We start from the raw sequence: 24,422 nt of genomic DNA on the forward strand, positions 1-24,422 counted from the left end.
GGGGGCTGCGGGGCAGGCATGGTCTGGGGGGCCGGAGCAGGGCAGGGGGCACCGAAAGCCCCACCACAGCCCCACACGCGGCCCGCCATCCGCCCCGCCATCCACAGCCCCGCCACGCCCACAAAGGGCAGGGGGGTCCGAGGGGGCCCACGGCCCCCTCGCCGCTTCCGTCTTTCCAGAGCTTTCCCCCCACAAAGGCCCAGCGGAGCCCACCTCTTATGCCCGATGCATTGATCGCCGGTGCCTTGACGGCCGGTTTCTGGGGCTTGCTGGGCGGATCGGCTCTGGTGATGGGTGCGGTTGTTGCCTATGCGACATCGCTGCCGCAGCGGCTGGTTGCAGCGGTGATGGCGGCGGGGTCGGGGGTGTTGATCTCGGCAGTCGCGTTCGATCTGATGGATGATGCGTTCCGTCAGGGCGGCGCAATGCCCACGGCATTGGGTTTCGTGGCGGGAGCGGTTGCCTATACGGCCGCGAATGTGGTGATTTCGCGTCGGGGTGGCCGGCATCGCAAGCGCTCAGGAACCAATCCGGCGGCGCGTCAATCCGATGCGGCAGGTGGCGCGGCAATGGCGATTGCGGTCGGGGCATTGCTGGACGGTGTGCCGGAATCGGTGGTGATTGGGATCAGTCTGCTGGATGGGCCAGGGGTGAGCCTGGTCACCGTGGCGGCTGTATTTCTGTCGAACATTCCGGAAGGGCTGTCGAGTGCGGCCGGCATGAAGGCCGCGGGACGCTCCGCCGCTTACATCTTCGGCGTCTGGGGCGGCATCGCTCTGGCGTCCGGTGCCGCCGCGGTCGTCGGCAACCTGGCCTTGGCTGGCGCAGCGCCGTCGGTGATGGCCGGTGTGACGGCGATTGCCGCCGGTGCCATCCTTGCGATGCTGGTGGATACCATGATCCCTGAAGCCACGGACCAGGCTCATGAGTATTCCGGCCTGATCGCGGCCTCGGGATTTCTGATCGCCTTCATCCTGTCGCGGCTGGGCGAATGACAACCGACGTTCATGGCTTGCCTTGCCCGGTTCGGCAAGGCACGGTTGGACAACAGAGGGGTCTGCTGCGAACCGGCCGGCCGCGAATACCTCCGTCGGAGAAGTGGGATGACGCATGATGGTCGGTGAGGTGGCGGCGGACGCATTGGCGGCGACGCAGCCGGAGGGCGTTCCGAGCGACTATCGGGCGGGCTTCGTGGCTGCCTGTCGCATTGATGAGGGTTTGGCGCAGCGCTATGTCGCGCATACCATGATCGGTGATCCCCTGGCCGATCAGGTCATCGCCCTCTTGTCGACGCTGCCGCCCGATCAGGGGCAGGCCATGATCCGACGCGGCATCGAGACAGGGGCCGCGGGTCTTGTCGATGCCCCCGAGGTGTTGCGGGACTTCTTCGCGACCAGCGAGGCGGTGCCGGCCTGGTTCGACGCTGGTGCCACGCTGCCCGGCTGCCGGGCGTTTCACCGCCATTCCCAGATGTTTCTGGGGGCGTTCGTGGCGGCCGTGCTGATCGAGGGATTTTCAACCCTGATCAGCAAGTCCTTCAGCATCACCGGCCGTATGGTGGATCAGGGCGTCAGGCGGCTGAAGCAGAACAACCGGCATGTGGTGGAAATCTTTCTGCCCGGTGGCCTGGAGCGTGATGGCGACGGTTGGGCGCTGTCGGTGCGCATCCGGCTGATGCACGCCCGCATCCGCCAGTTGCTGAACGTTTCGGAAGAATGGGACAGGGCAGCGTGGGGCACGCCGTTGAGTTCGGCTCATATCGCCTATGCGACGGCGGTGTTTTCGGGGCTGCTGTTGAAGCGGGTGGGCATGCTCGGGGTCGCGCTGACCGAGGAAGAACGCCGATCATTCATGATGGTCTGGCGCTATGCCGGCCACCTGATGGGCGTTGCACCCGATCTGCTGTTCGAGGATGAGGCCGGCGCGCTGCGCCTGTGCGAGATTGGTGGCACGTGTGAGCCGCCGCCGGATTTCGAGTCGCAGATTCTTGCCAATGGCCTGATCAATTCCGCCCCCATCGTTGCCGGCATCACCGAGCCACGGGCGCGCCGCAAGCTGGTGCGCAAGATCTATGGCGTGTCACGCGGATTGATCGGCGATGCGCGTGCCGATGCGCTGGGCTATCCGCCGCGGGGTCGTGTCGGCTATCTGGGCGCCGTGCGCATGAAGAACCGTTTCGACCAGATGCTGTGGCGGATGTCGCCGGCATTGGAACGGTGCAGCCGGGCGGCGCAGTTCCAGCAGATGCTGGAGGTGTCGTTCTATGGCCAGGAAGGCATCGACTATCGCATCGCCGCCCACCTGCATGCCGAGAAGGACCGGCTTTATACGGAGAAGGGCGGGCTTCATACAGAGAAGGGTGGGCCGGGCTGACCGGCCTGTTTGGTGAAGATGCAGTAGCAGCCACTGGTGAAGCGGACCAGCGTCTGGATCGGCCGCCAGCCGCCGCAAAGCCGTTGCCGCCAGATGATCGGCCAGACGCTCGATGGAGACCGGCCCGCCATCGCGGAGCGGTGATGGCGGAGGGTCGAACACCTGCCGCAGCTTTGCACAGTCGCGCGCGATCCCCACCGGCGACAATGCCCGCGCAGACGCGGTCACGAGATCCAGCGGCGGGTGGCCACCAAGCCGGCCGATCGGGCGGCCGTCGGCCTCGTGAGCTGGTGGCCATCGATGCGGTACAGGAATGCCTGCACGTCGCGGCGGTCGAGGGCGTCGCGTTCTGCCCTGCGCAGGCGCGCCCAGTCATCCGCCGCGAACCCTGTCGGCGCCGGGCGATCGATCCGCGCTGCCTGCCGGTCAATGGCTGCCGGGTCGGCGATCAGATCGGGTTCGGCCATCCGCACCAGCAGGCCACGATAGGATTCCGTCGGCAGCGCCACCAGCCGACAGAGGCTGCCATCGAAGGCTGCGAGTGGACCGCCCGGCGCCGTAAAGGCGTCACGATGCGCCCATACGGTTTCCATGGCCAATCGATAGCTGTCGACAAAGGCGGCGACATGATCGCGGATCGAGCGGGTCACGCCATCGCGACGTCGAACAGCGGGGGTGCGGCCAACTCGGTGCTCCGTCGGGCCGGATGACCGGTCAGGCCGGCGCGTGCCGCTGCCAGCGCGCCACGAGGCAAGCTGCCGTGGCGGTGGTCGACGGCGTGGGCGGCGGTGCCGGCAATCGTGTCGATCAGGCCACCTTGTCCGGAAGCCCCAAGCGCAGGGCAGGTGGATGATGGCTTGTTCAGGGACGCTGTGGCGGGTGGAGTGCCGCGTCATCAACGCCGAAGACGCGGGCGAAATCGAGCCGGCCAGCCGGTGTGACGGTCAGCATGCGGCCTTCGACGCTGCGCCGCAGCCAGCCGTGGTCCAGGGCATGGGTCAGCAGGGCGGTTCCGATCCGCCCGCCCAGATGATGGCGGCGTTCGCTCCAGTCCAGACAGGTGCGGCAGAGGGGGCGGCGGCTGGTGGTATCGTCCAGCGGCAGGCCGATCTGGTCGAAGAACATCCGGCCCCGGTCGGTGAGCGCACCGGAGCCGTCGCTGACCTGAACCAGCCCGCCGGCATCCAGCGCGTCCGCCAGCCCCACGCCCAGCCGGCCGGCGATGTGATCGTAACAACTGCGGGCGGCACGCAGGGCATCGTCGCGCGGACCGACCGGCCGGTGGCGGACCGGGCCGGCGGCGGCGACGGCCATCAGCGCCTCGATCACCTCGGCGACGGCAGGGGAGGCCAGCCGGTAATAGCGGTGGCGTCCCTGGCGCAGGCAGACCAGCAGACCCGCCCGGTCCAGTTTGCCCAGATGACCGCTGGTGGTCTGCGGCGTGACGCCGGCATGGACCGCAAGCTCGCCCGCGGTGAGCGCGCGGCCATCCATCAGTGCGGCCAGAATGTTGGCGCGGGCGACGTCGCCGATCAGAGCCGCGACCTCGGCGATGATCTGGCCCGATGCGATGTTGCCCGGCGGTGCGACGTTTGTGGTCATGGGCAGGAGCCCCCTTGATATGGCCGATCAGTCGTCGGTGAAGGACGGCAGATCATGGCGCCGGCGCGCATCGAAGATGATCGACGTCTCGATGCGGGTGACCCCCGGCCGGCTGGTGAACCGGTCGAGCGCCAGATCCTTCAGATGCATCGTGTCGCGCACCACCACATGCACGACCAGATCATAACGGCCGGTGACCAGGAATACCGATCGGACTTCCGGCACCGCGACCAGATCGTCGAGGATGTGATCGACGGTGCCGCGTTCGTGCTTGGACAGGCCGATCATGAACAGCGCCTCGATCCCCACACCCATGGCGCGCGGATCGACATCGGCATGGGCGCCGCGCAGCACCCCGATGTCGCGCAGATGCCGGATGCGGCTGTGCACCGATGACGGCGCCAGATCGACGCAGGCCGCGATCTCCTTCATCGACATCCGGGCATCGTTCTGCAACAGGCGCAAAATCTCGATATCCGTTCGGTCGAGAGGCGGCGGAGGGCTCATATTTCGTAATCCGTTCGATGGAAGGACGGGCCATCTGAAGATTATGCTGCATGGAGAGATTTCTTCCAGATAAGGAACGGCGTATGGACAGTTTCGACCTGCCCCGGCTTCGCCATATCGATGCGGAGGCGGTGGCGGATTTCCGCCGGGACGGATTTCTGATCGTCGAGCGGGTGCTGTCGGCCGATCAGGTGGCGGATCTGCGCGACAGCTTCCCGAAGCTGTTCGCCGGCCGGTTCGATACCGGCGTCTATCCCGATGAGTGGCATTGGCGCGAGGGCATGAGCCTGCCCGATATCACCCGCCACATGGCCAATGCCTGGAAGGCCGATCTGGCGGTGGCCCGGCTGGCGCTGTCGGCCGATATCGGCCGCGCGGCGGCGCAGTTGGGGGGATGGCCGGGCTGCCGGCTGGGCCAGGACACCATCTGGTGGAAGGCGCCGAAGACCAAGTCGATCGCGCTGCATCAGGATTCGTCGTTCATGGATTTCCTGAGTCCGCCCCGGACGCTGACCTGCTGGGTGACGCTCGACGACACCCATGCCGGTGCCGGCACGCTGGAATATGTGCCGGGCTCGCATCTGTGGCCGCTGACGCCCTTGCCCGACACCTTCCATGCCGAGGACGACCATCACGCGATGATGCGTGCGGCGGCGGATGCGGCCGGCATCACGCCGCCGGCGCCGGTGCCGATCGTCGTGCCGGCCGGATCGGTGGTGTTTCATGCCGGCGAGATCTGGCATGGATCGGGCCCCAATCCGACCGGCGATCTGATGCGCCGGTCGATCGGCATCCATATGCTGCCCGACGCGGTGGAATTCAGCGACCGGCCCGGTGGCTATATCTATCGTCGCTATCAGCGTACCGGCGATCCGACGCTGGATGAGAGCTTCTTTCCTGTGCTGTGGTCGCAAACCGGCCATCGGACAGCCTGGATCGAGGGATATTGCCGGACCGGACAGCGTCGGCTGCCTGACGACGCGGCGGCTATGACAGCATCAGCCTGAGCCCCAGAAGCACCAGAGCTCCGAAGAACACCCGGCGGAAATGGCGTTCCGGCAGGTACCGGCGCAGACGCATGCCCAGCGCCATGCCCGCCACCGCCGGAACCACAGCCAGGGCCGAGACCAGCCCCAGTTCGGCCGGCAGCAGCGACCGGCTGCCCATGGCCACGGCCAGCGCCAGGGTCGAGACGCTGAACAGCATACCCATGGCCTGAACCAGGCCGATACGATCGAGCCCCAGCGCCTGAAGCCAGGCGACGCCCGGCACCACGAAAGAGCCGGTCAGTCCGGTGAGCAGACCGTTGACGGCACCGATCAGCGGTGATGCCCATGGCTCGATCCGTGCCGGCGCCTTGAGCGCCAGCCCGGCCAGACCGCTGACGCCATAGGCTGTGACCACCAGCCCCAGCAACCGGGCGAGCCCGGCGGCGTCGCTGACCGAGAGGCACCACACGCCCAGCCAGATAGAGGGGATGGTGACCAGCAGCAGCGGCCCGAGCCGCCGGATCAGCGGCCGGAACTGGCCGCCGGTCAGCGCCTGCTGAACGTTGGTGACCAGAGACGGCACCAGCAGCAGCGCCATGGCCTGCGGCAGCCCGACGATGCCGGCCAGCACCGCCAGCGACACGGTGGGCATGCCGAAGCCGACCACGCCCTTGACCGTGCCGGCGAGCAGGAAAGCGCCGGCAATCGCGGCGAGGGTCGTGGGGTCGAGATCTGGAGGCATCATCGGCGGCATCCGCGCAGTGGCATGATGACCCTGATCCTAGCCTGTCCGCATGGCCGCATGCTTCGGCGGTGGCCGAACTGTTGTCGACGGGCCGGTCAGTCGGCTGGCCGGGATGGCGCATCCAGCAGCAATTCCGCCGCCCGCACCCATTGCGTCACCATCCGCTCGTAATAATCCGGGCGGGCGGAGAGCAGGCTAGACAGAGCGAGGCCGCGGAGAAACTCGACACTCATCGCGACGACGGCATCACGCTGGGGCGCGTCACCCAGCGGTTTGAACAGATCGGCGAGCACCCGCTCGCGGGCGCCACGCGCCTGCCGTTCCGCCGCCTGGATCGCCGAGCGCAGATCCGGAACGGTGCGGGCCGCGGCCCACAACTCCAGTTCGGCCATGAAGGCCGGTTGCGCACTCATTGCCGCCAGGGTGCGGATGGCCCGTTCCACCGGTCCGGTTCCGACAGCCGGCGATGACCGCGCATCCCGCACCGCCGCATCGTTGCGGCGCACCAGTTCCTCGATGGTTGCCGAGAGCAGCGCGGCATGGCTGGGAAAATGGTGGAGCAGGGCGCCGCGGCTGGCACCTGCGCGGCGCTGCACCTCAAGGGTGGTCGTGCGCGCCACGCCAAGCTCGATCAGCGATGTCACGGCCGCGTCGAGCAGGCGCCGGCGGGTCTGATCACGCTGTTGTTCCCGGATCGGCCGGTCATCGTTCTGGGCGGCTGTGTGGGCATCGGTCATGGCGGGTGGATCTCCGGGCCGGGCGGTGAGGTGCCGCGATTGCAACCATGCCTGCGGTGACATTTCAACAGGTGGGTGGCTTTGTGGCCTGACAGTCAGGATTGACTGTCAATTTCCATCGCCATACAGTCAGACTTGACTGTGAGATAGTACCAGCCGCCTGCCCCGGATATGGAGCCCGACATGCCTGCATTCGAAACACTGATCATCGCGCCCGACCCCAAGGCCCCGCGCATCGCCCGCCTGCTGTTGAACCGACCTGAGCGGCTGAACGCGATCACCGATCAGACCCCGCGCGATATCCGGGCCGCCGTCGCGTGGGCCGAGGCGCAGGATGATATTCACGTGATCGTGGTCGAGGGCGCGGGCAAGGGGTTCTGCGGCGGCTATGACCTTGCCGATACCGCCGAACAGATGGTCGAGCATCCCTGTCAGCAGGAGCGCTTTCCATGGGATCCGATGGTCGACTACGCCTATATGAAGCGGAATACCGAGGATTTCATGAGCCTGTGGCGGTGTTCGAAGCCGACCATCGCCAAGGTTCATGGCGCGGCGGCGGCCGGGGGCAGCGATATCGCGCTGTGTTGCGACCTGCTGATCATGGCCGAGGATGCCCGCATCGGCTATATGCCGACCCGCGTCTGGGGTTGCCCGACCACGGCGATGTGGACCTATCGCCTGGGCCCGGCGCGGGCCAAGCAGATGATGTTCACCGGTGACCTGATCGACGGCCGCACCGCCGCCGCCTGGGGGCTGGCCAATGAGGCGGTGCCGGCGGCGGAGCTGGAGGCGGCGACCCTGCGGCTTGCCGGGCGTATCGCCGGCGTGCCGCGCGGGCATCTGGCCATGCACAAGATGGTGGTCAATCAGGTGATGCTGACCCAGGGCCTGGAACAGTCGCAGATGATGGCGACGGTGTTCGACGGCATCACCCGCCACAACCCCGAAGGCCTGTGGTTCCGCCGCTATGCCCAGGCCGAGGGCTTCAAGGCGGCGGTTGCCTGGCGCGATAGCGGCCGGCCGATCCCCGAGGGCGACGAGGCGCGGGCCCTGATCCGCGAGATGGGCGGCCACGGCGACGGCTGAGGCCGCGCACGGCCGGCGCCCGGCCGGATAACGGGCGCCAACGACAAGAATAATAAAACGAATACACGTCCCCAAAGGGAGGGAGATACGGCCCATGCCGACCGGCACAGACGGGCGTGAGGCGGCGCTGCGCGCGCGCCTCGACGCGACACCCACACCATATGATCTGCTGGCACAGATCGCGGCAGAGCGTCCGGATCACCCGGCGCTGGATTATCTGCCGGATGCCGCCGGATCGCCCCCGATCACGACCAGCTATGCGGCCCTGGTCCGCGAGATCCGGCAGATGACCGCGGCCTTGCGCGCCGCGGGCGTCGGGCCGGAGGACGGTATCGCCATCCTGCTGCCTTTCGTGCCGCAGGCCGTGACGGCGCTGATCGCCGCCACGGCGGCCGGTATCGCCTTTCCGATGAACCTGCTGCTGTCGGCCGAGGCACTGACGGCCCAGATGACCCTGGCGCGGGTTCGGGTGGTGGTGACCATGGGGCCGCATCCGGCGCTGGATGTGCATGCCCGGGTAATGGCGGCGGTGGCGTCGGTGCCGATGGTGACCACGGTGGTCGAGGTGCCGATGGGCGCCGCCAGGCCGGGGGCTGTTACCTGGGCCGACTTCGTTGGTACCGGTGCGGACGGGGGTACCGGTGCGGATGGGGCGGTCGATCCGGATGATCCCGACCGGGTGGCGGCCTTCATTCACACCGGTGGCACGACCGGTGCGCCGCGGCTGGCGCAGTTGTCGGCCCGCAATCTGGCAGCGGCGACGCTGATGGCGGCGGCCGGCAGTGGCATGGCCGCCGAGGATCGCGTGCTCACCGGCCTGCCGCTGTTTCATGTCGGCGGCGCGGTGGATGTGCTGCTGGCGGCGCTGTCGCAAGGCGCCACGGTGATTTTTCCAACCGCCACCGCCTTGCGCAACCCGGCGGTGGTCGGGCGATTCTGGCAGATCGTCGACGAGACCGCCACCAGCATGATCGGCAGTGTGCCGACCATTCTGGCAGCCATCGCCGACAGCCCGCGCGGATCCGCGCGCCTCGACCGGCTGCGGGCCATCCTGACCGGCGGTTCGCCGCTGGCGCCCGAACTGGCGGCACGGGTGGAAAAGATCGCGGCCCGCCCGGTCTGTCAGCTTTATGGCATGACCGAGACCGGCGGGATCGTGTCGGTCCAGCCGGCTGACGGCCGGTTTCACGATCATGCCGTGGGCCCGCCGGTGCCGCTGGCACGCGTGGCGCTGGGCGCGGTCGACGCGGCCTGTCTCCCCGGTGCGCGCGGCGAGGTTCTGGTGTCGGGTCCACATGTCTTTCAGGGCTATCGCACCGCTGCCGGTACCGTCGATCGTCCGCAGGATGGCTGGCTGCGATCGGGTGATCTGGGCGAGGTGCTGCCTTCGGGCGAGCTCCGGATCATCGGCCGGGCCAAGGACGTGATCATCCGCAGTGGCCACAATATCGATCCCGTGGCGATCGAGGAGGTCGCGCATGCCCATCCGGCGGTCGCCCAGGCGGCGGCGGTTGCCATGCCCGACGATTATGCCGGAGAACTGCCGGTGCTGTATGTGATGCCGCGCGCCGGCATGACCTGCACCGAAGACGACATCGCGGCCTTCATGGCCGCGCACATCGCCGAGCCGCCGGCGCGGCCGCGCCATGTCTTCGTGCTGCCCGACCTGCCCTTGACCCCGCTTGGCAAGATCGCACGCTTCCGCCTGCGTCAGCTTGCGGCCGAACATCGGGTGCGGGCGGCCCTCGGCGACACCGGCGACGGGCTGGTGGTCGCTTGCGAGGATCCGGCGGCAAAGCGCATCACGATCGGCGGCGAGGTGACGCCCGACCGATGGCGGGCGATCGAGGCCGTGCTGGCCCGGCTGGGCCTCGGCCTTGCCGGATAAGCGCAGGCCGGATGGCAGGCTTGACGACGGGCCGGGGATCTGTACAAGATGCAGCGTTCTCGGTTCCCTGTATCCACTATATATGGGGCTAAGAGGGAATTCGGTGCGGCGGGCGTTACAATTGCGCCCGCCAAGGCCGAAGCTGTCCCCGCAACTGTAGGCGGCGAGCGGCCACACGATCTGGTGTCACTGGCATGGCAACATGCCGGGAAGGCCTGTGTGGCAGCGGCGACCCGCGAGCCAGGAGACCTGCCGCGAACCTGTTGAAACGTCCCTGGGCGGGGAGTCCCGGCGGGCGCAGGCGGCAGGTCATGCCTTTGTCCGGGTGTTCCGGACCGTCGCAGGGGCCTTCATCGCCCTGCGTTCACCCGGAACCGGTCCGCCAGGGCAGATGGGTGAGCACCATGTCATCGCCGGCCTTCGATTTCGACCGTCATGGTCATCTGGTTCCCGTTACCGCGCCGGTCGGGGCCGGCCGGATACGGCATGCGCCGCTGCCGGCCCCGCTGGCACCGGCGCCACGCGCCTCGGACCTTGTCATCGATCATGGCCGCGATGCCCTGTTGACCGATTTCGGCAAGGCGACCTTGCGCGACCGCTATCTGATGCCGGGGGAACGGTATCAGGATCTGTTCGCGCGGGTTGCCTGTGCCTATGGCGACGATATCGGCCATGCCCAGCGGATCTATGATGCGATGTCACGGCTGTGGTTCATGCCGGCGACACCCATCCTGTCCAATGGCGGCACCGCGCGGGGCTTGCCGATTTCGTGCTTCCTGAACGCCGTGCCCGACAGCCTGGACGGTATCGTCCGGACCTGGAACGAGAATGTGGCGCTGGCCTCGAATGGCGGCGGCATCGGCACCTATTGGGGTCAGGTCCGGTCGATCGGCGAAACCGTGAAGGGCTGTGGCGAGACTTCGGGCATCATTCCGTTCATTCATGTCATGGACGGCCTGACCCTGGCGATTTCGCAAGGGTCGCTGCGCCGCGGATCGGCGGCGGTCTATCTGGACATTCATCATCCCGAGATCGAGGAATTCCTGGAGATCCGCAAGGCGTCGGGCGATTTCAATCGCAAGGGCCTGAACCTGCATCATGGGGTCAATATCACCGACGACTTCATGGCGGCAGTGAAGGCCGGGGATGACGTCGCGCTGCGCAGCCCCCGTGACGGCAGCGAGATCCGGCGGGTGGATGCCCGCCGGCTGTGGCAGCGCATTCTTGAAACCCGGCTTCAGACCGGCGAGCCCTATCTGTTGTTCATCGATACCGTCAACCGGGCGCTGCCGCGCCACCAGCGGATGCTGGGGCTGGGCGTGTCGACCTCGAACCTGTGCAGCGAGATCACCCTGCCCACCGGCCTTGACCATCACGACCAGGAGCGCACCGCGGTCTGCTGTCTTGCCTCGTTGAACATCGAGACCTGGGATGCGTGGAACGAGGCGCCGGGCTTTATCGAGGATGTGATGCGCTTCCTCGACAATGTGCTGACCAGCTTCATCGAGACCGCGCCCGACAGCATGGCCCGGGCGCGCTATTCGGCGATGCGCGAACGCTCGGTCGGGCTGGGCGTGATGGGCTTTCACGCCTTTCTTCAGGCGCGGGGTATCCCGTTCGAAAGCGCCATGGCCAAGGCGTGGAATCTCGCCATCTTCCGCAAGCTGCGGCGGGAGGCCGACCGGGCATCGGTGTTTCTGGCCGGTGAGCGCGGCCCCTGTCCCGATGCGGCGGAAGCCGGCACGCAGGCGCGGTTCAGCCACAAGCTCGCCATCGCGCCCACGGCATCCATCAGCATCATCTGTGGTGGCACCAGCGCCTGCATCGAGCCGATCCCGGCCAATATCTACACCCACAAGACCCTGTCGGGCGCGATATCGGTACGCAACCCGCATCTTGTCCGGCTGCTGGTCGCCAAGGGGCTGGATAGGCCGGCGGTCTGGCAGTCCATCCTTGGCCATGAAGGATCGGTGCAGCATCTGGCCGCGCTGACCGCCGATGAAAAGGCCGTGTTCCGCACCGCCTTCGAGATCGACCAGCGCTGGATCATCGATTTCGCCGCCGATCGCGCGCCATTCATCTGCCAGAGCCAGTCACTGAACCTGTATCTGCCGGCCGATATCGATAAATGGGATCTGCATATGCTGCACTGGACCGCCTGGGAGCGGGGGGTGAAGAGCCTGTATTACTGCCGGTCGCGGTCGTTGCAGCGTGCGGGCTTCGCGGGTGACACCGACACCTTGGTGAATACGGGGCCGGACACGGCACCGAGCTCTGCGGCATCCGCCACGCCGACCGATTATGAGGAATGCCTTGCATGTCAGTGAGGATGACGGCGGCGGATGTCGGTCTCATCGCGGGCAACCTCGATCCGATGACCCTGGTCGGTACCGGCCGTGTCGGGTTGCTGACCACGACCGGCAGCTATGACGTCGACCGCTACCCTTGGGCCTATGGCTTCTGGAAGCGCCAGCAGCAAACCCATTGGATGGGGGAGGAAGTGCCGCTTGGCGGGGATATCAAGGATTGGCATTCCGACCGGGTCAGCGATGCCGAACGCCAGTTGCTCACCCAGATCTTCCGCTTCTTCACCCAGTCGGATATCGAGGTCGGCGACAACTATCTGAAACGCTATATCCCGCTGTTCCAGCCGCTAGAGATCCAGATGATGATGGCGGCGTTCTCGAACATGGAAACCGTGCATATCGACGCCTATGCCCTGCTGTTGAAGACCTTGGGCATGCCCCAGGCCGAGTTCGAGGCCTTCCGCGGCTATGGCGACATGCGCGCCAAGGCCGATTACATGCACAGCTTCGGCACCGGCACGGTTGCGGATGTGGCGCGGACGCTGGCGATGTTCGGCGCCTTCACCGAAGGCATGGCCCTGTTCGCCAGCTTCGCGATGCTGCTGAATTTTCCCCGCCACAACAAGATGAACGGCATGGGCCAGATCGTGAGCTGGTCGGTGCGCGATGAAAGCCTGCATTGCGCCGGCATCATCCGCCTGTTTCATGAATGGCATCGCGAGACCGGCGCCGTGACCGCATCGGTGCGCGACGACATCACCGACGTGGCCCGCACCATGGTGTCGCTGGAAGACCGGTTCATCGATCTGGCCTTCGAACTGGGGCCGGTGGGCGGCATGACGCCGGCCGATATCAAAGCCTATATCCGCTATATCGCGGACTGGCGGCTGACCCAGCTTGGCCTGCGGCCGGTTCATGGCTGTTATTCCGACGTCGAGGATGGCGCACGACCGCTGGTGCCGCATCCGTTGCCCTGGCTGGTCGAAATCCTGAACGGCGTTGAGCACGCCAATTTCTTCGAGCAGCGCGCGACCGAATATTCCAAGGCCGCCAGCCGGGGCGACTGGGATGGCACGGCCGGTGTCTGGGCGCAGTTCGACCGCAGAACACCGCTCGGCAACCTGACGCTGAACGCGCCTGATCAGACGGCTTCAAGAATGGTCGCGATGCCCTGGCCGCCGCCGATGCACTGGGTGGCGAGGGCATAGCGACCGCCGGTGCGCTTCAGCAGTTGCGCGGCCTTGCCGGTGATGCGGGCGCCGGTGGCGCCCAGCGGATGGCCGATGGCGATGGCGCCGCCATCGATGTTCACGATCGCCTCGGGGATCTCAAGCGCGCGGATGCAGGCCAGCGCCTGACTGCCGAAGGCCTCGTTGATTTCGACCACGTCGATATCGGCGATGGTCAGGCCCGCGCGGGCAAGTGCCTTGCGTGTGGCCGGCACCGGCCCGATGCCCATGATTTCCGGCGGGCAGCCGACAATGGCGGTGGCGCGCACCCGCGCCAGGATCGGCAGGCTGTGGCGGATGGCGAAGGCTTCCGACGTCACCAGCACGGCGGCGGCACCGTCGGTCAGCGGCGACGCGGTGCCGGCGGTGACGGTGCCGTCGGGCCGGAAGGCAGGCTTCAATCCGGCCAGAGCCTCCAGCGTCGTCTGAGGTCTGAGGCAGCCATCGCTGTCGACGACCACGCCATCAGGCGTGGCCACCGGCACGATCTCGTCGGCCAGCCGGCCTTCGGCGCGGGCGGCGGCGGCCTTCCGTTGCGAGGCGAGCGCCAGCTTCTCCTGCTCGGCGCGGGGAACACGATACTGCGCCGCGACATTCTCCGCCGTCTCACCCATGGTGATATGGGCGTCGATCATCAGATCGGCATCGGGCAGGCTGGTATCAGGCCGAGCCGGGCTGCGGAAGCGCGGATTGGGGCTGTGATTGAAGCCGCCCTGGGGCACGCGGCTCATCGATTCCACCCCGGCGCAGATAAAGGCTTCGCCGGCACCGGTCGCGATCTGGCCATGGGCGATATGGACGGCCGACATCGACGATCCGCAGAACCGGTTCACGGTCATGCCGCCGATCGATTGCGGCAGGCCGGCCAGCAGCAGGGCGAGGCGGGCGATGTTGGCGCCCTGCTCGGCTTCAGGATAGGCGCAGCCCATGATCACATCCTCGATCAGCGCCGGATCGAGCCGCGCGCGGTCGATCAGCGCCCGGATGGCGGTTGCGGCCAGATCATCCGGCCGGGTCCCGGCCAGGGCCCCCTTGCGGGCAAAGTGAAACGGCGTGCGGACATAGCCGGCGATGACGGTGCTGGTCATGGGGAAGACCTGTCCTTTGCGTCAGGGGAGGGGGGCGTCAAGGAAGGGGCGGTGCCGCATCGGCATGCGTCATTTGTGGTTGCCATGGCCGATTATATGATCAATATCATATATAACGTCAATGACCATCAGAAGAGGCGCCCGTGCCGATGTCCACCCAGCCCGCAACCCTGGCAGACCCCAATGCCTCCGCGACGCCGGCCCGGCGCCCGACCCCGCGCCAGTTGGCGCACGCGCTCATCACCCCGGACCGCCGCCGGGCACGTCCGGCGCGGCAGATGCCGATGCCCGACAGCCTGACCGAGATCGATGTGGCGGGCACCGGCATGCTGATCCGCCAATGGGCACCGGCCGATGGCGCGGCGGCCACCGGATCGAGCGCGGTGCTGGTCCATGGCTGGGAAGGCAGCCACGCCGATATGGCGGGCTTCGTGGCACCGTTGCGGGCCAAAGGCTACACGGTTTTCGCCCCCGATCTGCCGGCCCATGGCGGATCGGGTGGCAGCACCGCGACCATTCCGCAATTGGCGGTGGCGGTGGCGGCGACAGTGGCCCATGCGGCGCGTCATGCCGGGCCGGTGCAGGGCATCATCGCCCATTCGATCGGCTGTGCCGCCACCGCCGTGGCATTGCTGGACGGTGCGGATGTCGCACGGGTGGCGCTGGTGTCGTCGCCGGTCCGCTATCTCGACGAGGCCCGGGCCGTGGCGGCACGCTTCGGCTATGATGCGATGGAATGGGCGGTGTTCGAGGCCGAATTGCTGGCTCTTGGCACCGAGCTTCATGCCATGAACCTGCTGCGCCAGGCGCGCGAGCTTCGTCAGCCGGCTCTGTTCTTCCATTCCACCGATGACCGCGTGGTGCCGATCGAGGCCGGGCGCGCCTCTGCCGCCGCCTGGGCTGGCGCGCGGATGATCGAACATGACGGGTTGGGCCATGGCCGCATCCTGGCCGAACCCGCGGTGATCACGGCTGCCGTGGATTTTGTCGCCGGATCAGAGTGACGGGAGCACGATGCCATCGATCAGGGCATCGATCGCCATGGTCACAGCCGGCCCGGTGACGCCACCATCGGCGGCGGCAAGGCCGAGGGCGGCTTCGTTCAAGGCGCCCGACAGCATCAGCGCCAGGGCCTGCACCGACAGGCCCGGGCGCAACCGGCCCTCGTCGGCCAGGGCATTCAGTCCCAGAATCAGGGTGCCCAGCCCGTGGGCGGCATCGACCTTGCGCCAGGTTTTCCAACCCAGCACCGCCGGCCCGTCGATCAGCACGATCTGGCGGATGTCGGGCCGGGTCGCGGTGGTGACGAAGGCGCGCGATCCGGCCCGCAGCGCGTGCAGGGCATCGGGGGCGGCATGGGCTGCCCGGTCGATCGCGGCCACGATATCGGCCTGCGCATCTTCCAGCACGGCCTGAAACAGCGCCGCCTTGTCGGTGAACTGGTGATACAGCGCGCCGCGGCTGACGCCGGCGCGGGCCAGAATTTCGGGCGTGCCGGTGGCGGCATAGCCATGAACGGCAAACAGCGCGCGCGCGGCGCCGATCAGCGCCTGCCGGGTATCGGCCGACCGCTGCTGATTACTGCGCCTCGGCCGCGTGCCGGCAGCGCCATCCTCGTCGCTATCATCGCCGTATTCGGTCATGTCTCCGTGTCCTCGCCTGGCCCCGATCCCGCGCGGCTCAACGGCCCGCTGCCCATTCCGTGCACTGTCACGCTAAGCCCGACGGCTGGTGTCCGCAATCCACATATTTACAAACAGGCTGCCTGTATATTTAATGAGGATGTGGCCCTGCAAACCACCGCCATCCGGGGGACAAGACGCATCATGAAGATCGAGAGCTGCTATCCGGTGATCATGACCGATCGCGTGGCCGAGACGGCTGCCTTCTGGCAGACCCATCTGGGATTTCACGTGGTGTTCCAGGCCGACTGGTATGTGCATCTCAGCCACAGCACCGATCCGGGGGTGAATATCGCGGTGCTGGATCACAGCCACCAGACCGTCCCCGCCGGATATGGCCGGCCGGTGGGTGGCGTGCTGGTCAATATCGAGGTTGAGGACGTCGATGCCGAGTGGTCCAGGCTTCAGGCGCTGCCGGATGTGGCAATCCTGCTGCCGATCCGCGACGAGGCTTTCGGCCAGCGTCATTTCATCCTGCGCGACCCGGCTGGAACCCTGATCGACATGATCAAGGTCATTCCGCATGCGGCGGAATATGATGCGGCCTATGGTGCCGGGGTATGCTGAGCACGGGCCGTTGCGCTCACAAAATGAAGTCGCCGGCCTGAAGAGTTGAGATCCCGGTTACGAGGATGCTCATATCGGTACGATTGTCGCCATTCACATCGGCGTAGATCATCAGGCCGGTGCTGATGGCGGCAATGCGGACCTCGCCCGTGTGGCTGGAATATCCGCCGGCACCAACAAAGGTCAAACGCTGGTGACCGGCAAGACCGGTGTCGGCATCGATCAATGAGAGGTCGATGCGGTCACCGTCGACACGCGAAAAGCCATCGATGCGATCACGGCCGCCGGCAGCCAGAGTGCTGTCGGCTATCGCCTGATAGATGAACCGATCGCTGCCGGAGCCGCCATTCAGGATGTCGGCACCCGTGCCACCCTTGAGCGCGTCATCACCTGTGCCGCCATGGACATCATCCGCATCCCGGCTGCCGATGAAGACGTCGGTGCCGGCGTTCAGCCAGATCGTCCGCCCACCGGTGATCGTCGCAACACCGCTCAGATCGAACAGATCATTGCCATCGGTACCGATCAGATCCTGGTCGGCGAAGGCGAGTTGTTCGACCGATGCGGCGGTGTTGAGCATCAGCCGGCTTGTGCCGGCGGCTGCGACAATCTGCAAGCTGTCCTGACCGCTGCCACCCTGGATGGTATCGATGCCGAAATCGCCCTGGACTCGGAAGATGTCATTGCCGCTGCCGCCATCGAGGTCGTCATTGCCGTTGCCACCCTCGATGACGTCGTTGCCGGTTCCCGTGTACAGCCGGTCGTTGCCGTCACCGCCATGAATGTCGTCGGAGGTGCGCGCGCCGATAAAACTGTCATCACCATCGTTCAGCCAGATGGTCCGGCCATTCAGGATGGTGATGATACCGCTCAGATCGAACTCATCGTCGCCGTCGGTGCCGATCAGGTCATGGCCGACGAAGCGCAGCACCTCGACCTCGCTTGCAGCATCGGCCGTGAAGGATGCGGTGATCGCGCCGCCGGTGAACTGGATGGTATCGGTGCCGCTGCCGCCGCGATAGGTATCGGCACCGAACCAGTCTGCCACCCGGAAGACATCGTTGCCGCTGCCACCATCCATGATGTCGTTGCCGCCATCACCGGCCAGCAGATCGTTGCCACCGCCGCCGGACAGCACGTCATCGCCATCACCGCCCTCGACGAAATCGCCGGCCCTGCTGCCGATAAAAACATCGTCGCCGCCAACAAGCCGGATAATCTGCCGGTTTTCATAAGTCGAGATGCCGCTGATGTCGAAGGTGTCCATACCACTGGTGCCGTCGAGACGCCCACCGTCGAAGCGCATGATCTCGACCGAGGATGCGGCAGTGACCGTGAAGCGGCTGGTCTGGGCACCGCCGGTGAAGACCAGCCGGTCTGTTCCGCCATCGCCCTGAATAGTGTCGATACCAATATCACCGCGCAGGATGAAGCGATCATTGCCGGCCCCTCCGCTCAGGCGATCATGGCCCTGCGCACCCTCGATGACGTCATCACCTCCGCCGCCGTCAAGGTCATCATCCCCCAATCCGCCATGAACCTGATCGGTAGCCGACGATCCCAGGAAGCGGTCGTCACCATCGTTCAGCCAGATCATGCGGCCCGCGATGATCGTGGAAATCCCGCTGATATCGAAGCGATCGGCGCCCGCCGTTCCGGTCAGATCGCTGCCGGTGAAGGCCAGCACCTCGACCTTGGCTGCCGTGGATACAATGAAGGTGGCGGTGGTGGTGCCACCGATGACGCGGATGGTGTCAACGCCGGCATCGCCGCGGAAGCTGTTGAAACCGATCAGCCCCGACACCGCGAAAACGTCATCGCCCGCACCGCCATAGAGCACGTCATTGCCGCCACCGCCGGTCAGCACGTCATCGCCGGCATAGCCGAAGATGCTGTCGGCCGTGGAGGTGCCGGTCAGGTTGTCGTTTCCGGATGTGCCGCGAAGGGTTGCCATCGTCTGCCGCCATCTCATCGGATCGGGCTCAGGCGCCCGCTCCGCATCCTGCGGGAGCCGGCAGGGCAGAGCAACTGCCGTCCTTCAGCATAGGCAGGATAAAGGGGCAGACGCTGATCACAGAATAAAGTCGGCGGCTGTCAGTCTGTCTACGCCTGCGATCAGGATGGCCACGTCAGCCGTACGGTCTCCGTTGACATCGCCGTCGACCAGCAGACCTGAACCGCTGGCGATCGCGTGAATCTGCATGACAGCGCCAGTGAAGCCGGATGCACCGATAAAGGAGACTGCCCGCTGAAGCCGACTGGATCGATTTTGTCGCCGCCATATCTGCTCAGGCCGATCAGAACGAAATCATCGGCAATATCGGCGCCGTCAATACCGAACTTGTAACATCCAGGAGTTCTACGTCACTTGTGGCGGTCATCGAAAAACTGTCGAACACAACGCCGCCGACCAATTGCACGGTGTCGGTGCCGCCGCCGCCGATGATCGTCAACGAAGACTGAGCGGCGGCAGCGATCGGGATGACGTCATCGCCGGCGCCAGCGTCAACCACGTCTCTCCCGCTGCCGCCCTCCCGGGTGTCATTGCCTTTGCCGCCAAAGAGTTTGTCGTCACCGGCCAGACCCCATATGACGTCGCTCCCTGTCGTGCCGAAAAGCTCATCGACACCATTGCCGCCCATCTGATTCGTCGTTCCAGAATACCTCGCTCGATTTCGTCGACCATCACAATAGAGCACATCTTCGCCACGTATCTGACGGGCGAAAGAGCGGGTGGTCGAAGGCGAGCATGCGCATCATTCGACTGATAGTGAGGCCAATTGATCATAAAGGAACCTGATTGTATTTGACTTTAAAAATACGATCTGAGGCTATGGTGTGGTTGGCACGGCCGACCCGCCCAGCGCCTGATACAGCGTGATCATCGCGCGCAGTTCCTCAAGCCGGTTCTCAAGCAGGTTGAGTTCGGCTGTGCGGCGGGTTTCCTGGGCATCCAGCCAGACCTGAAGCGTTACGGCGCCGGTGCGATAGCGGGTTTCATAGATCGCTTCCGCCGCACGCGCGGCATCGAGAGCCGCCTGAAGGCGGACGGCGCGCGCGGCACGCTGTTCGCGTGACGAGAGTGCATTTTCCGTGTCGGCGAAGGCCGCATACAGGGTCTGGCGGAAATTGGTGACCGATTCCTCGAAGACCGCCTCGGACACCCGGATGTTGAGATCGCGTTCGTTCCAGTTCAGGAACGGCAGAGCGAGGCCCAGGCCCAGACTGGCCACCGGATTGGCCAGCAGGTCGCGCAGGGCGACGCTGCTGCCGCCGACACTGCCGGTCAGCGACAGGGTCGGCAGATAGCTGGCGCGGGTGGCGTCGATATCGGCAAGGTTGCTGCGCAGCCGCAGTTCGGCGGCCTTGATATCGGGCCGGCGGGCCAGCACCGCGGCCGGCAGTCCGGCCGGAATCGCGGGCAGGGCGTCGTCTGGCAGCCGGTCGCGGGCCAGATCGACCGGCGCCGGCGGGCCATCAAACAGAATCGACAGGGCGTTGTCGGTTTCGACCTGCTGCTGGAGGATCAGCAGCCGTGCCGCTTCCTGGCTCTCGATGGTCTGGCGGGCTTCATAGACATCCAGTTCCGACACGGCACCGGCGCGATAGCGCACGTCGACGATGTCGGCGATGCGGCGGGCATAGGCGAGGCTGGCATCGGCCAGCGCCAGACGCTGGGTCAGATAGACATGGGTCCAGTAGAGATCGGCGGTGGTGCCGGTGAGGGTGAGCGCGGTTGCCTCGCGGTCCTGTTCGGTTGCCAGCGCCTCGAACCGTGCGGCGTCGAAGGTGCGGCCCAGGCGGCCCCAGAGGTCGAGTTCATAGGAGACGGTGAGGTCGGTCGAATAGCTGGTGGCGCTGGTGTCGGTGCCGAGCCGCCGGTCGCGCGCGACCGAGCTGCTGGAGCCGAATTGCGGCAGAAGATCGTCCTCGGCCAGACCTGCCTGCAACTGTGCCCGGCGCACGCGGATCGCCGCGGCGGCAAGGTCGTTGTTGCGGGCCAGCGCCTGAGTGACCAGGGCATCGAGCGCCGGATCGTCGAAGACCCGCCACCAGCCATCGGCGCCGACTGCGGCGGCATCGATCGTGGGGGCGACGCCGGTGGCCGGCTGGCCCTGCGTCCAGTGCGTCGGCACGGTGACGGCGGGGCGGGCATAATCGGTGTCGATCAGCCCGCCGCAGCCGGCAAGCGTGGTGGCGAGCAGCACCGCGAGAAGCGGGCGAAAGCGCAGCGTGGTCATGTTTCTGTCCATGGTCATTCCCGCGCCAGCGCGTCGACCGGGTCGAGGCGTGCGGCGCTGCGTGCCGGCAGAAAGCCGAAGGCGACGCCGATCAGGGTGGAACAGGCGAAAGCGGCGATGATCGAGGTGGTGGAATAGACCATCGAGACACCGCTGCCGGCCAGGATGACGCCGATCCCGTATGCCAGACCCACACCCAGCGCGCCGCCCAGCAGGCAGACCAGCACGGCCTCGATCAGGAATTGCAGCAGGATGTCGCCCTGGCGCGCGCCCACCGCCATGCGCACGCCGATCTCGCGGGTCCGTTCGGTCACCGAGACCAGCATGATGTTCATCACCCCGATACCGCCGACGATCAGCGAAATCAGCGCGATCATCGAGACCAGCAGGGTCATGGTCTGGGTGGTGCTCTCGATGGTCTGGCGGATGGTGTCGGTGTTCATCATGAAGAAGTCGCGGACGCCGTGGCGACGGGTCAGCAGGGCCTGGATGTTGCGCTCGGCCACGTCGGTTGCATAGTCGTCGGCCACCCGCACGGTGATCCGTTGCAGCCAGGACTGGCCCAGCACCCGGCTCATCGCCGTGGTATAGGGGATCCAGACATTCAGCGAGTCCGAGCCGCCGAAGGAATTTTCCTGCGGCTCGGTGACCCCGATGATCCGCGCCGGCACGTCGCCCAGAAAGATGACCTGCCCGACGGGATCGCCGCCATGGGGGAACAACTGATCGCGGGTGTTGCTGTCGATCACCACCTCCTGGCTGCGGCGTTCGATGCTGGCATCGTCGAAGGGCTGACCGGCGGCCATGGTGTGGCCGCGCACCCGGAAGAACTGCGGCCCCACCCCCACCACCTGGGCGGTGATCGAGATATTGCGATAGCGCAGCGTGGCGCTGCTCGACACCTGCGGCGTCACGCTGTCGACATAGGGCTGGCCGGCCAGGGCCTCGGCATCGGATGGCACCAATGTCCGCACACGGCCGGCACGGGTGTCGCCGAAGCTCTCCCCCGGCATGACGTCGATGGTGTTGGTGCCGATCGACGAGATGCTTTCCAGAATCTGCTGCTGCGACCCGGCCCCCAGCGCCACAACCGACACCACCGAGGCGATGCCGATGATGATGCCCAGCATGGTCAGGAAGGTGCGCAGCTTGTGCGCGATCATCGCCCTGACCGCCATGCGGAAGGCTTCGACATGGCGCCCGAGGCCCAGCCCCTTCGGCTGCGCCGCCGGCAGCGGCCGCGCGGTTGCCGGGGGAAGGTCGGGCTTGCGGGTATCGGCGATGATCCGGCCGTCGCTGATCTCGATCACCCGGTCGGCCACCGCGGCAACCTTGGGATCGTGGGTGACGATGATGATGGTGTGGCCCTGCTCGTGCAACTCGCCCAGCAGCTTCAGCATCTCTTCGCCGCTGCGGCTGTCGAGCGCGCCGGTGGGCTCGTCGGCCAGGATCACGCGGCCGCCATTCATCAGCGCGCGGGCGACACTGACCCGCTGCTGCTGGCCGCCCGACAACTGGCCGGGCCTGTGGTTCATGCGATCGGCCAGCCCCAGCCGGGTCAACAGGTCTGCCGCCCGTTCGCGGCGCGACCGGCGGTCGCGGCCGGCATAGACCGCCGGGATCTCGACATTGTCGAGCGCGGTCAGGGTCGACAGCAGGTGATAGCGCTGGAAGATGAAGCCGAAATGCTCGCGGCGCAGTTCGGCCAGATCGTCGGCCTCAAGCTCGCGGGTGTCGCGACCGGCGATGCGATAGGCGCCGGCGCTGGGCCGGTCCAGGCAGCCCAGAATGTTCATCAGGGTCGATTTGCCCGACCCCGAGGCGCCGATGATCGCCACCATCTCGCCGGCCTGAATGGTCAGGTCGATATCCTGAAGCACGGCGACCATGCGGTCACCGGCCGGAAATTCCCGGCGCAGGCCCTGAATGGAGAGCAGGGGTTGCGGATCGGCCGTGGCGCCGCGTCCGCCCTGGGGCATGAGATTGGTCACCGGCTTAGAACCCCATCGGTCCGCGCCGCTGGCGCATCTGCATGTTGGTGCCGAGGGTCGCGGTGTTGGCGGCAACGATCCGCTCGCCGGCCTCCAATCCGGTCAGCACCTGAGCCTGAACGTTGTTGTCGATGCCGATCGTCACCCGGCGCAGCGCGATGCCGCCATCGCTGTCGACCACCTGGACGTTATAGCTGCCATCCGCGGCCGGGGTGCCAAGCGCCGATGACGGGATGACCAGCGAAGCCGGCGCCCGGCTGATCACGATCGAGACCTGGGCGGTCATCGAGATGCGCAGCTTATGGTCGGGGTTGGGCACATCGAACAAGGCGTCGTAATAAATCGCGGTGCTGCTGCTGGATGATGATGAACTGCTGCTGGACGATGAACTGCTGCTGGTCTCGGTCTCGATCGATGGAGGGGCGGGATAGACCGTGCGCAGTTCCGCCTCATAGCGGTTGTCGGGCTCGCCCAGAATGGTGAAATAGACCGGCTGGCCCGGCTTGACCCGCACGACATCGGCCTCCGACACCTCGGCGGTGACGGTCATGGTGTCGAGCTGCGCCAGTTTCACGATGGTCGGTGTGGTCTGGTTGGCATTGACGGTCTGGCCTTCCTTCACGATCACCGCCACGACGGTGCCGGTGATCGGCGCGGTGATCCGGGTATAACCCAGATCGACCTTGGCGGTGTCGACGGTGATTTCCGCCTGCGCGATCTGGGCTTCCAATGCCGCGAGCTCGGCGCGGGTGGTGGCGACGGTTGCCTCGGCAACCTCAAGATCGGCGCGGGCGCCGGCATTGCCGGCCATCAGCGCGCGTTCGCGTTTCAGCGCCAGTTCCGCCTGTTTCAGCGATGCGCGCTTGGCGACGTGCTGGGCACGGACATTGGCAAGGGCGGCTTCGGCATTGCGCAGGGCGTTCTGCTGGGTCAGCGAGTCGATCTCGGCGATCAACTGGCCTTCGGTGACCTGATCGCCGACATCCACGGCCAGCGTCTTGATCTGGCCGGAGGCCTGGGCACCGACGCTGACCAGGTTGGCGGCTTCCAGCGTGCCATTGGCCAGAACCGTGTCTTCAAGATCGGCGACCCGGACCTGCACCGTCGGCGGCGGGGCGGGGGGCGCCTCGGGGAAGGCATAGATCCAGGCGCCATAGCCGGCGAGGGCAAGGAGAAGCAGGATGACCGGAAGACGGAGGGCGCGCAGGCGCCGTGAAACCGGTCTGGAACCAGGGGAGGATGTCGACACGTTGAACGCGCTCGCTTCATTGATCGGCGGCACAGCATACCCATAGTCCGGGAGGTGTGGGGTAATGGCTGTGCATCTGATACGTAAAACCTGCGTAAACCCGACGCGTGCTCGGTGACGCGGCCGGCTGCCCGTGTATATC

22 protein-coding genes and 1 riboswitch are annotated in these 24,422 nt (G+C 66.4%); of the genes, 9 read left to right on the forward strand and 13 right to left on the reverse strand.

Going from position 1 to position 24,422, the window contains the following annotated elements; translation table 11 throughout:
- Nucleotides 1-218 precede the first annotated feature (218 nt).
- Together WG924_RS00005 and WG924_RS00010 are read left to right on the forward strand one after the other, a co-directional pair.
- A complete protein-coding gene (locus WG924_RS00005; RefSeq protein WP_345930774.1) occupies nt 219-995 on the forward strand; it encodes a ZIP family metal transporter in 777 nt (258 codons plus the stop codon).
- A 115-nt stretch (nt 996-1,110) separates the two neighbouring features.
- Complete coding sequence (locus WG924_RS00010) at nt 1,111-2,373, forward strand: oxygenase MpaB family protein (protein ID WP_345930775.1); 1,263 nt, start codon at nt 1,111-1,113, stop codon at nt 2,371-2,373.
- A gap of 224 nt (nt 2,374-2,597) precedes the next feature.
- Here WG924_RS00010 and WG924_RS00015 read toward each other — a convergent pair whose 3' ends face one another.
- The 3 genes from WG924_RS00015 to WG924_RS00025 are packed head-to-tail and all read right to left on the reverse strand — an operon-like array spanning nt 2,598 to nt 4,482.
- Complete coding sequence (locus tag WG924_RS00015) at nt 2,598-3,269, reverse strand: DUF4135 domain-containing protein (protein WP_345930776.1); 672 nt, start codon at nt 3,267-3,269, stop codon at nt 2,598-2,600.
- Nucleotides 3,235-3,975 (reverse strand): ArsR/SmtB family transcription factor, encoded by a 741-nt coding sequence (locus WG924_RS00020; RefSeq protein WP_345930777.1) that lies wholly within the window; start codon nt 3,973-3,975, stop codon nt 3,235-3,237. Before WG924_RS00020 ends, WG924_RS00015 begins: the two co-directional genes overlap by 35 nt.
- Nucleotides 3,976-4,002: 27 nt before the next feature.
- Nucleotides 4,003-4,482: an Lrp/AsnC family transcriptional regulator gene (locus WG924_RS00025; protein WP_345930778.1), complete on the reverse strand. Its 480-nt coding sequence runs from the start codon at nt 4,480-4,482 to the stop codon at nt 4,003-4,005.
- 83 nt (nt 4,483-4,565) lie between these two features.
- Between WG924_RS00025 and WG924_RS00030 the strand changes: the two genes are divergently transcribed.
- Entirely contained in the window at nt 4,566-5,489 is a 924-nt protein-coding gene (locus WG924_RS00030) for a phytanoyl-CoA dioxygenase family protein (protein WP_345930780.1), read from the forward strand.
- On the opposite strand, the gene WG924_RS00035 is transcribed toward WG924_RS00030, so the two are convergent.
- Together WG924_RS00035 and WG924_RS00040 are read right to left on the reverse strand one after the other, a co-directional pair.
- Entirely contained in the window at nt 5,470-6,216 is a 747-nt protein-coding gene (locus WG924_RS00035; protein ID WP_345930781.1) for a sulfite exporter TauE/SafE family protein, read from the reverse strand. The genes WG924_RS00030 and WG924_RS00035 overlap by 20 nt on opposite strands.
- Before the next feature lie 95 nt (nt 6,217-6,311).
- Nucleotides 6,312-6,953 (reverse strand): TetR/AcrR family transcriptional regulator, encoded by a 642-nt coding sequence (locus WG924_RS00040; protein WP_345930782.1) that lies wholly within the window; start codon nt 6,951-6,953, stop codon nt 6,312-6,314.
- A gap of 183 nt (nt 6,954-7,136) precedes the next feature.
- On the opposite strand from WG924_RS00040, the gene WG924_RS00045 reads away from it, so the two are divergent.
- The 4 genes from WG924_RS00045 (at nt 7,137) to WG924_RS00060 (ending at nt 13,441) form a co-directional block, all read left to right on the forward strand.
- A complete protein-coding gene (locus WG924_RS00045) occupies nt 7,137-8,039 on the forward strand; it encodes a crotonase/enoyl-CoA hydratase family protein (protein WP_345930783.1) in 903 nt (300 codons plus the stop codon).
- Nucleotides 8,040-8,133: 94 nt separating this feature from the next.
- Complete coding sequence (locus tag WG924_RS00050; protein WP_345930784.1) at nt 8,134-9,927, forward strand: AMP-binding protein; 1,794 nt, start codon at nt 8,134-8,136, stop codon at nt 9,925-9,927.
- Nucleotides 9,928-9,970: 43 nt separating this feature from the next.
- Nucleotides 9,971-10,197, forward strand: a riboswitch (cobalamin riboswitch).
- 134 nt (nt 10,198-10,331) lie between these two features.
- Entirely contained in the window at nt 10,332-12,254 is a 1,923-nt protein-coding gene (locus WG924_RS00055; RefSeq protein WP_345931716.1) for a ribonucleoside-diphosphate reductase subunit alpha, read from the forward strand.
- A complete protein-coding gene (locus tag WG924_RS00060) occupies nt 12,245-13,441 on the forward strand; it encodes a ribonucleotide-diphosphate reductase subunit beta (protein WP_345930785.1) in 1,197 nt (398 codons plus the stop codon). The genes WG924_RS00055 and WG924_RS00060 overlap by 10 nt, the downstream gene beginning before the upstream one ends.
- Here the strand turns inward: WG924_RS00060 and WG924_RS00065 are convergent.
- Nucleotides 13,375-14,550, reverse strand: coding sequence for a thiolase family protein (locus WG924_RS00065; RefSeq protein ID WP_345930786.1), 1,176 nt, complete (start codon nt 14,548-14,550; stop codon nt 13,375-13,377). The genes WG924_RS00060 and WG924_RS00065 overlap by 67 nt on opposite strands.
- A gap of 149 nt (nt 14,551-14,699) precedes the next feature.
- Between WG924_RS00065 and WG924_RS00070 the strand changes: the two genes are divergently transcribed.
- On the forward strand, nt 14,700-15,554 hold the full coding sequence (locus WG924_RS00070) for an alpha/beta hydrolase (RefSeq protein ID WP_345930787.1): 855 nt from the start codon (nt 14,700-14,702) through the stop codon (nt 15,552-15,554).
- On the opposite strand, the gene WG924_RS00075 is transcribed toward WG924_RS00070, so the two are convergent.
- Nucleotides 15,546-16,193 (reverse strand): TetR/AcrR family transcriptional regulator, encoded by a 648-nt coding sequence (locus tag WG924_RS00075; RefSeq protein ID WP_345930788.1) that lies wholly within the window; start codon nt 16,191-16,193, stop codon nt 15,546-15,548. The two genes, WG924_RS00070 and WG924_RS00075, sit on opposite strands and share 9 nt — an antisense overlap.
- 183 nt (nt 16,194-16,376) lie before the next feature.
- Here WG924_RS00075 and WG924_RS00080 point away from each other — a divergent pair, with 183 nt between their 5' ends.
- Nucleotides 16,377-16,799, forward strand: a complete 423-nt coding sequence (locus tag WG924_RS00080; protein WP_345930789.1) for a VOC family protein — start codon at nt 16,377-16,379, stop codon at nt 16,797-16,799.
- A gap of 16 nt (nt 16,800-16,815) precedes the next feature.
- Here the strand turns inward: WG924_RS00080 and WG924_RS00085 are convergent, their stop codons facing one another.
- The 6 genes from WG924_RS00085 to WG924_RS00110 form a co-directional block, all read right to left on the reverse strand.
- Nucleotides 16,816-18,753 carry a calcium-binding protein gene (locus WG924_RS00085; protein ID WP_345930790.1) on the reverse strand — a complete coding sequence of 646 codons (1,938 nt, stop codon included), beginning with the start codon at nt 18,751-18,753 and terminating at the stop codon, nt 16,816-16,818.
- Nucleotides 18,754-18,870: 117 nt separating this feature from the next.
- The gene (locus WG924_RS00090) at nt 18,871-19,002 is read right to left on the reverse strand and encodes a hypothetical protein (RefSeq protein ID WP_345930791.1); all 132 of its coding nucleotides are present in this window, start codon (nt 19,000-19,002) and stop codon (nt 18,871-18,873) included.
- 94 nt (nt 19,003-19,096) lie between these two features.
- On the reverse strand, nt 19,097-19,441 hold the full coding sequence (locus WG924_RS00095) for a calcium-binding protein (protein WP_345930792.1): 345 nt from the start codon (nt 19,439-19,441) through the stop codon (nt 19,097-19,099).
- A gap of 189 nt (nt 19,442-19,630) precedes the next feature.
- Entirely contained in the window at nt 19,631-21,040 is a 1,410-nt protein-coding gene (locus WG924_RS00100) for an efflux transporter outer membrane subunit (RefSeq protein WP_345930793.1), read from the reverse strand.
- Nucleotides 21,041-21,054: 14 nt separating this feature from the next.
- Nucleotides 21,055-23,019: a MacB family efflux pump subunit gene (locus tag WG924_RS00105; protein ID WP_372045153.1), complete on the reverse strand. Its 1,965-nt coding sequence runs from the start codon at nt 23,017-23,019 to the stop codon at nt 21,055-21,057.
- A gap of 16 nt (nt 23,020-23,035) precedes the next feature.
- Entirely contained in the window at nt 23,036-24,280 is a 1,245-nt protein-coding gene (locus WG924_RS00110) for an efflux RND transporter periplasmic adaptor subunit (RefSeq protein WP_345930794.1), read from the reverse strand.
- Nucleotides 24,281-24,422: the final 142 nt, after the last annotated feature.

This window comes from Tistrella arctica (assembly GCF_039630945.1).
Taxonomy (GTDB): Bacteria; Pseudomonadota; Alphaproteobacteria; order Tistrellales; family Tistrellaceae; genus Tistrella; species Tistrella bauzanensis.

Excerpts from the sequence above, each read along its gene's own strand:
- WG924_RS00005 (WP_345930774.1), top strand. The coding sequence starts at position 219 with ATGCCCGATGCATTGATCGCCGGTGCCTTGACGGCCGGTTTCTGGGGC.
- WG924_RS00010 (WP_345930775.1), top strand. The coding sequence starts at position 1,111 with ATGATGGTCGGTGAGGTGGCGGCGGACGCATTGGCGGCGACGCAGCCG.
- WG924_RS00015 (WP_345930776.1), bottom strand. The coding sequence starts at position 3,269 with ATGACGCGGCACTCCACCCGCCACAGCGTCCCTGAACAAGCCATCATC.
- WG924_RS00020 (WP_345930777.1), bottom strand. The coding sequence starts at position 3,975 with ATGACCACAAACGTCGCACCGCCGGGCAACATCGCATCGGGCCAGATC.
- WG924_RS00025 (WP_345930778.1), bottom strand. The coding sequence starts at position 4,482 with ATGAGCCCTCCGCCGCCTCTCGACCGAACGGATATCGAGATTTTGCGC.
- WG924_RS00030 (WP_345930780.1), top strand. The coding sequence starts at position 4,566 with ATGGACAGTTTCGACCTGCCCCGGCTTCGCCATATCGATGCGGAGGCG.
- WG924_RS00035 (WP_345930781.1), bottom strand. The coding sequence starts at position 6,216 with ATGATGCCTCCAGATCTCGACCCCACGACCCTCGCCGCGATTGCCGGC.
- WG924_RS00040 (WP_345930782.1), bottom strand. The coding sequence starts at position 6,953 with ATGACCGATGCCCACACAGCCGCCCAGAACGATGACCGGCCGATCCGG.
- WG924_RS00045 (WP_345930783.1), top strand. The coding sequence starts at position 7,137 with ATGCCTGCATTCGAAACACTGATCATCGCGCCCGACCCCAAGGCCCCG.
- WG924_RS00050 (WP_345930784.1), top strand. The coding sequence starts at position 8,134 with ATGCCGACCGGCACAGACGGGCGTGAGGCGGCGCTGCGCGCGCGCCTC.
- WG924_RS00055 (WP_345931716.1), top strand. The coding sequence starts at position 10,332 with ATGTCATCGCCGGCCTTCGATTTCGACCGTCATGGTCATCTGGTTCCC.
- WG924_RS00060 (WP_345930785.1), top strand. The coding sequence starts at position 12,245 with ATGTCAGTGAGGATGACGGCGGCGGATGTCGGTCTCATCGCGGGCAAC.
- WG924_RS00065 (WP_345930786.1), bottom strand. The coding sequence starts at position 14,550 with ATGACCAGCACCGTCATCGCCGGCTATGTCCGCACGCCGTTTCACTTT.
- WG924_RS00070 (WP_345930787.1), top strand. The coding sequence starts at position 14,700 with ATGTCCACCCAGCCCGCAACCCTGGCAGACCCCAATGCCTCCGCGACG.
- WG924_RS00075 (WP_345930788.1), bottom strand. The coding sequence starts at position 16,193 with ATGACCGAATACGGCGATGATAGCGACGAGGATGGCGCTGCCGGCACG.
- WG924_RS00080 (WP_345930789.1), top strand. The coding sequence starts at position 16,377 with ATGAAGATCGAGAGCTGCTATCCGGTGATCATGACCGATCGCGTGGCC.
- WG924_RS00085 (WP_345930790.1), bottom strand. The coding sequence starts at position 18,753 with ATGGCAACCCTTCGCGGCACATCCGGAAACGACAACCTGACCGGCACC.
- WG924_RS00090 (WP_345930791.1), bottom strand. The coding sequence starts at position 19,002 with ATGCAGATTCACGCGATCGCCAGCGGTTCAGGTCTGCTGGTCGACGGC.
- WG924_RS00095 (WP_345930792.1), bottom strand. The coding sequence starts at position 19,441 with ATGGGCGGCAATGGTGTCGATGAGCTTTTCGGCACGACAGGGAGCGAC.
- WG924_RS00100 (WP_345930793.1), bottom strand. The coding sequence starts at position 21,040 with ATGACCACGCTGCGCTTTCGCCCGCTTCTCGCGGTGCTGCTCGCCACC.
- WG924_RS00105 (WP_372045153.1), bottom strand. The coding sequence starts at position 23,019 with ATGCCCCAGGGCGGACGCGGCGCCACGGCCGATCCGCAACCCCTGCTC.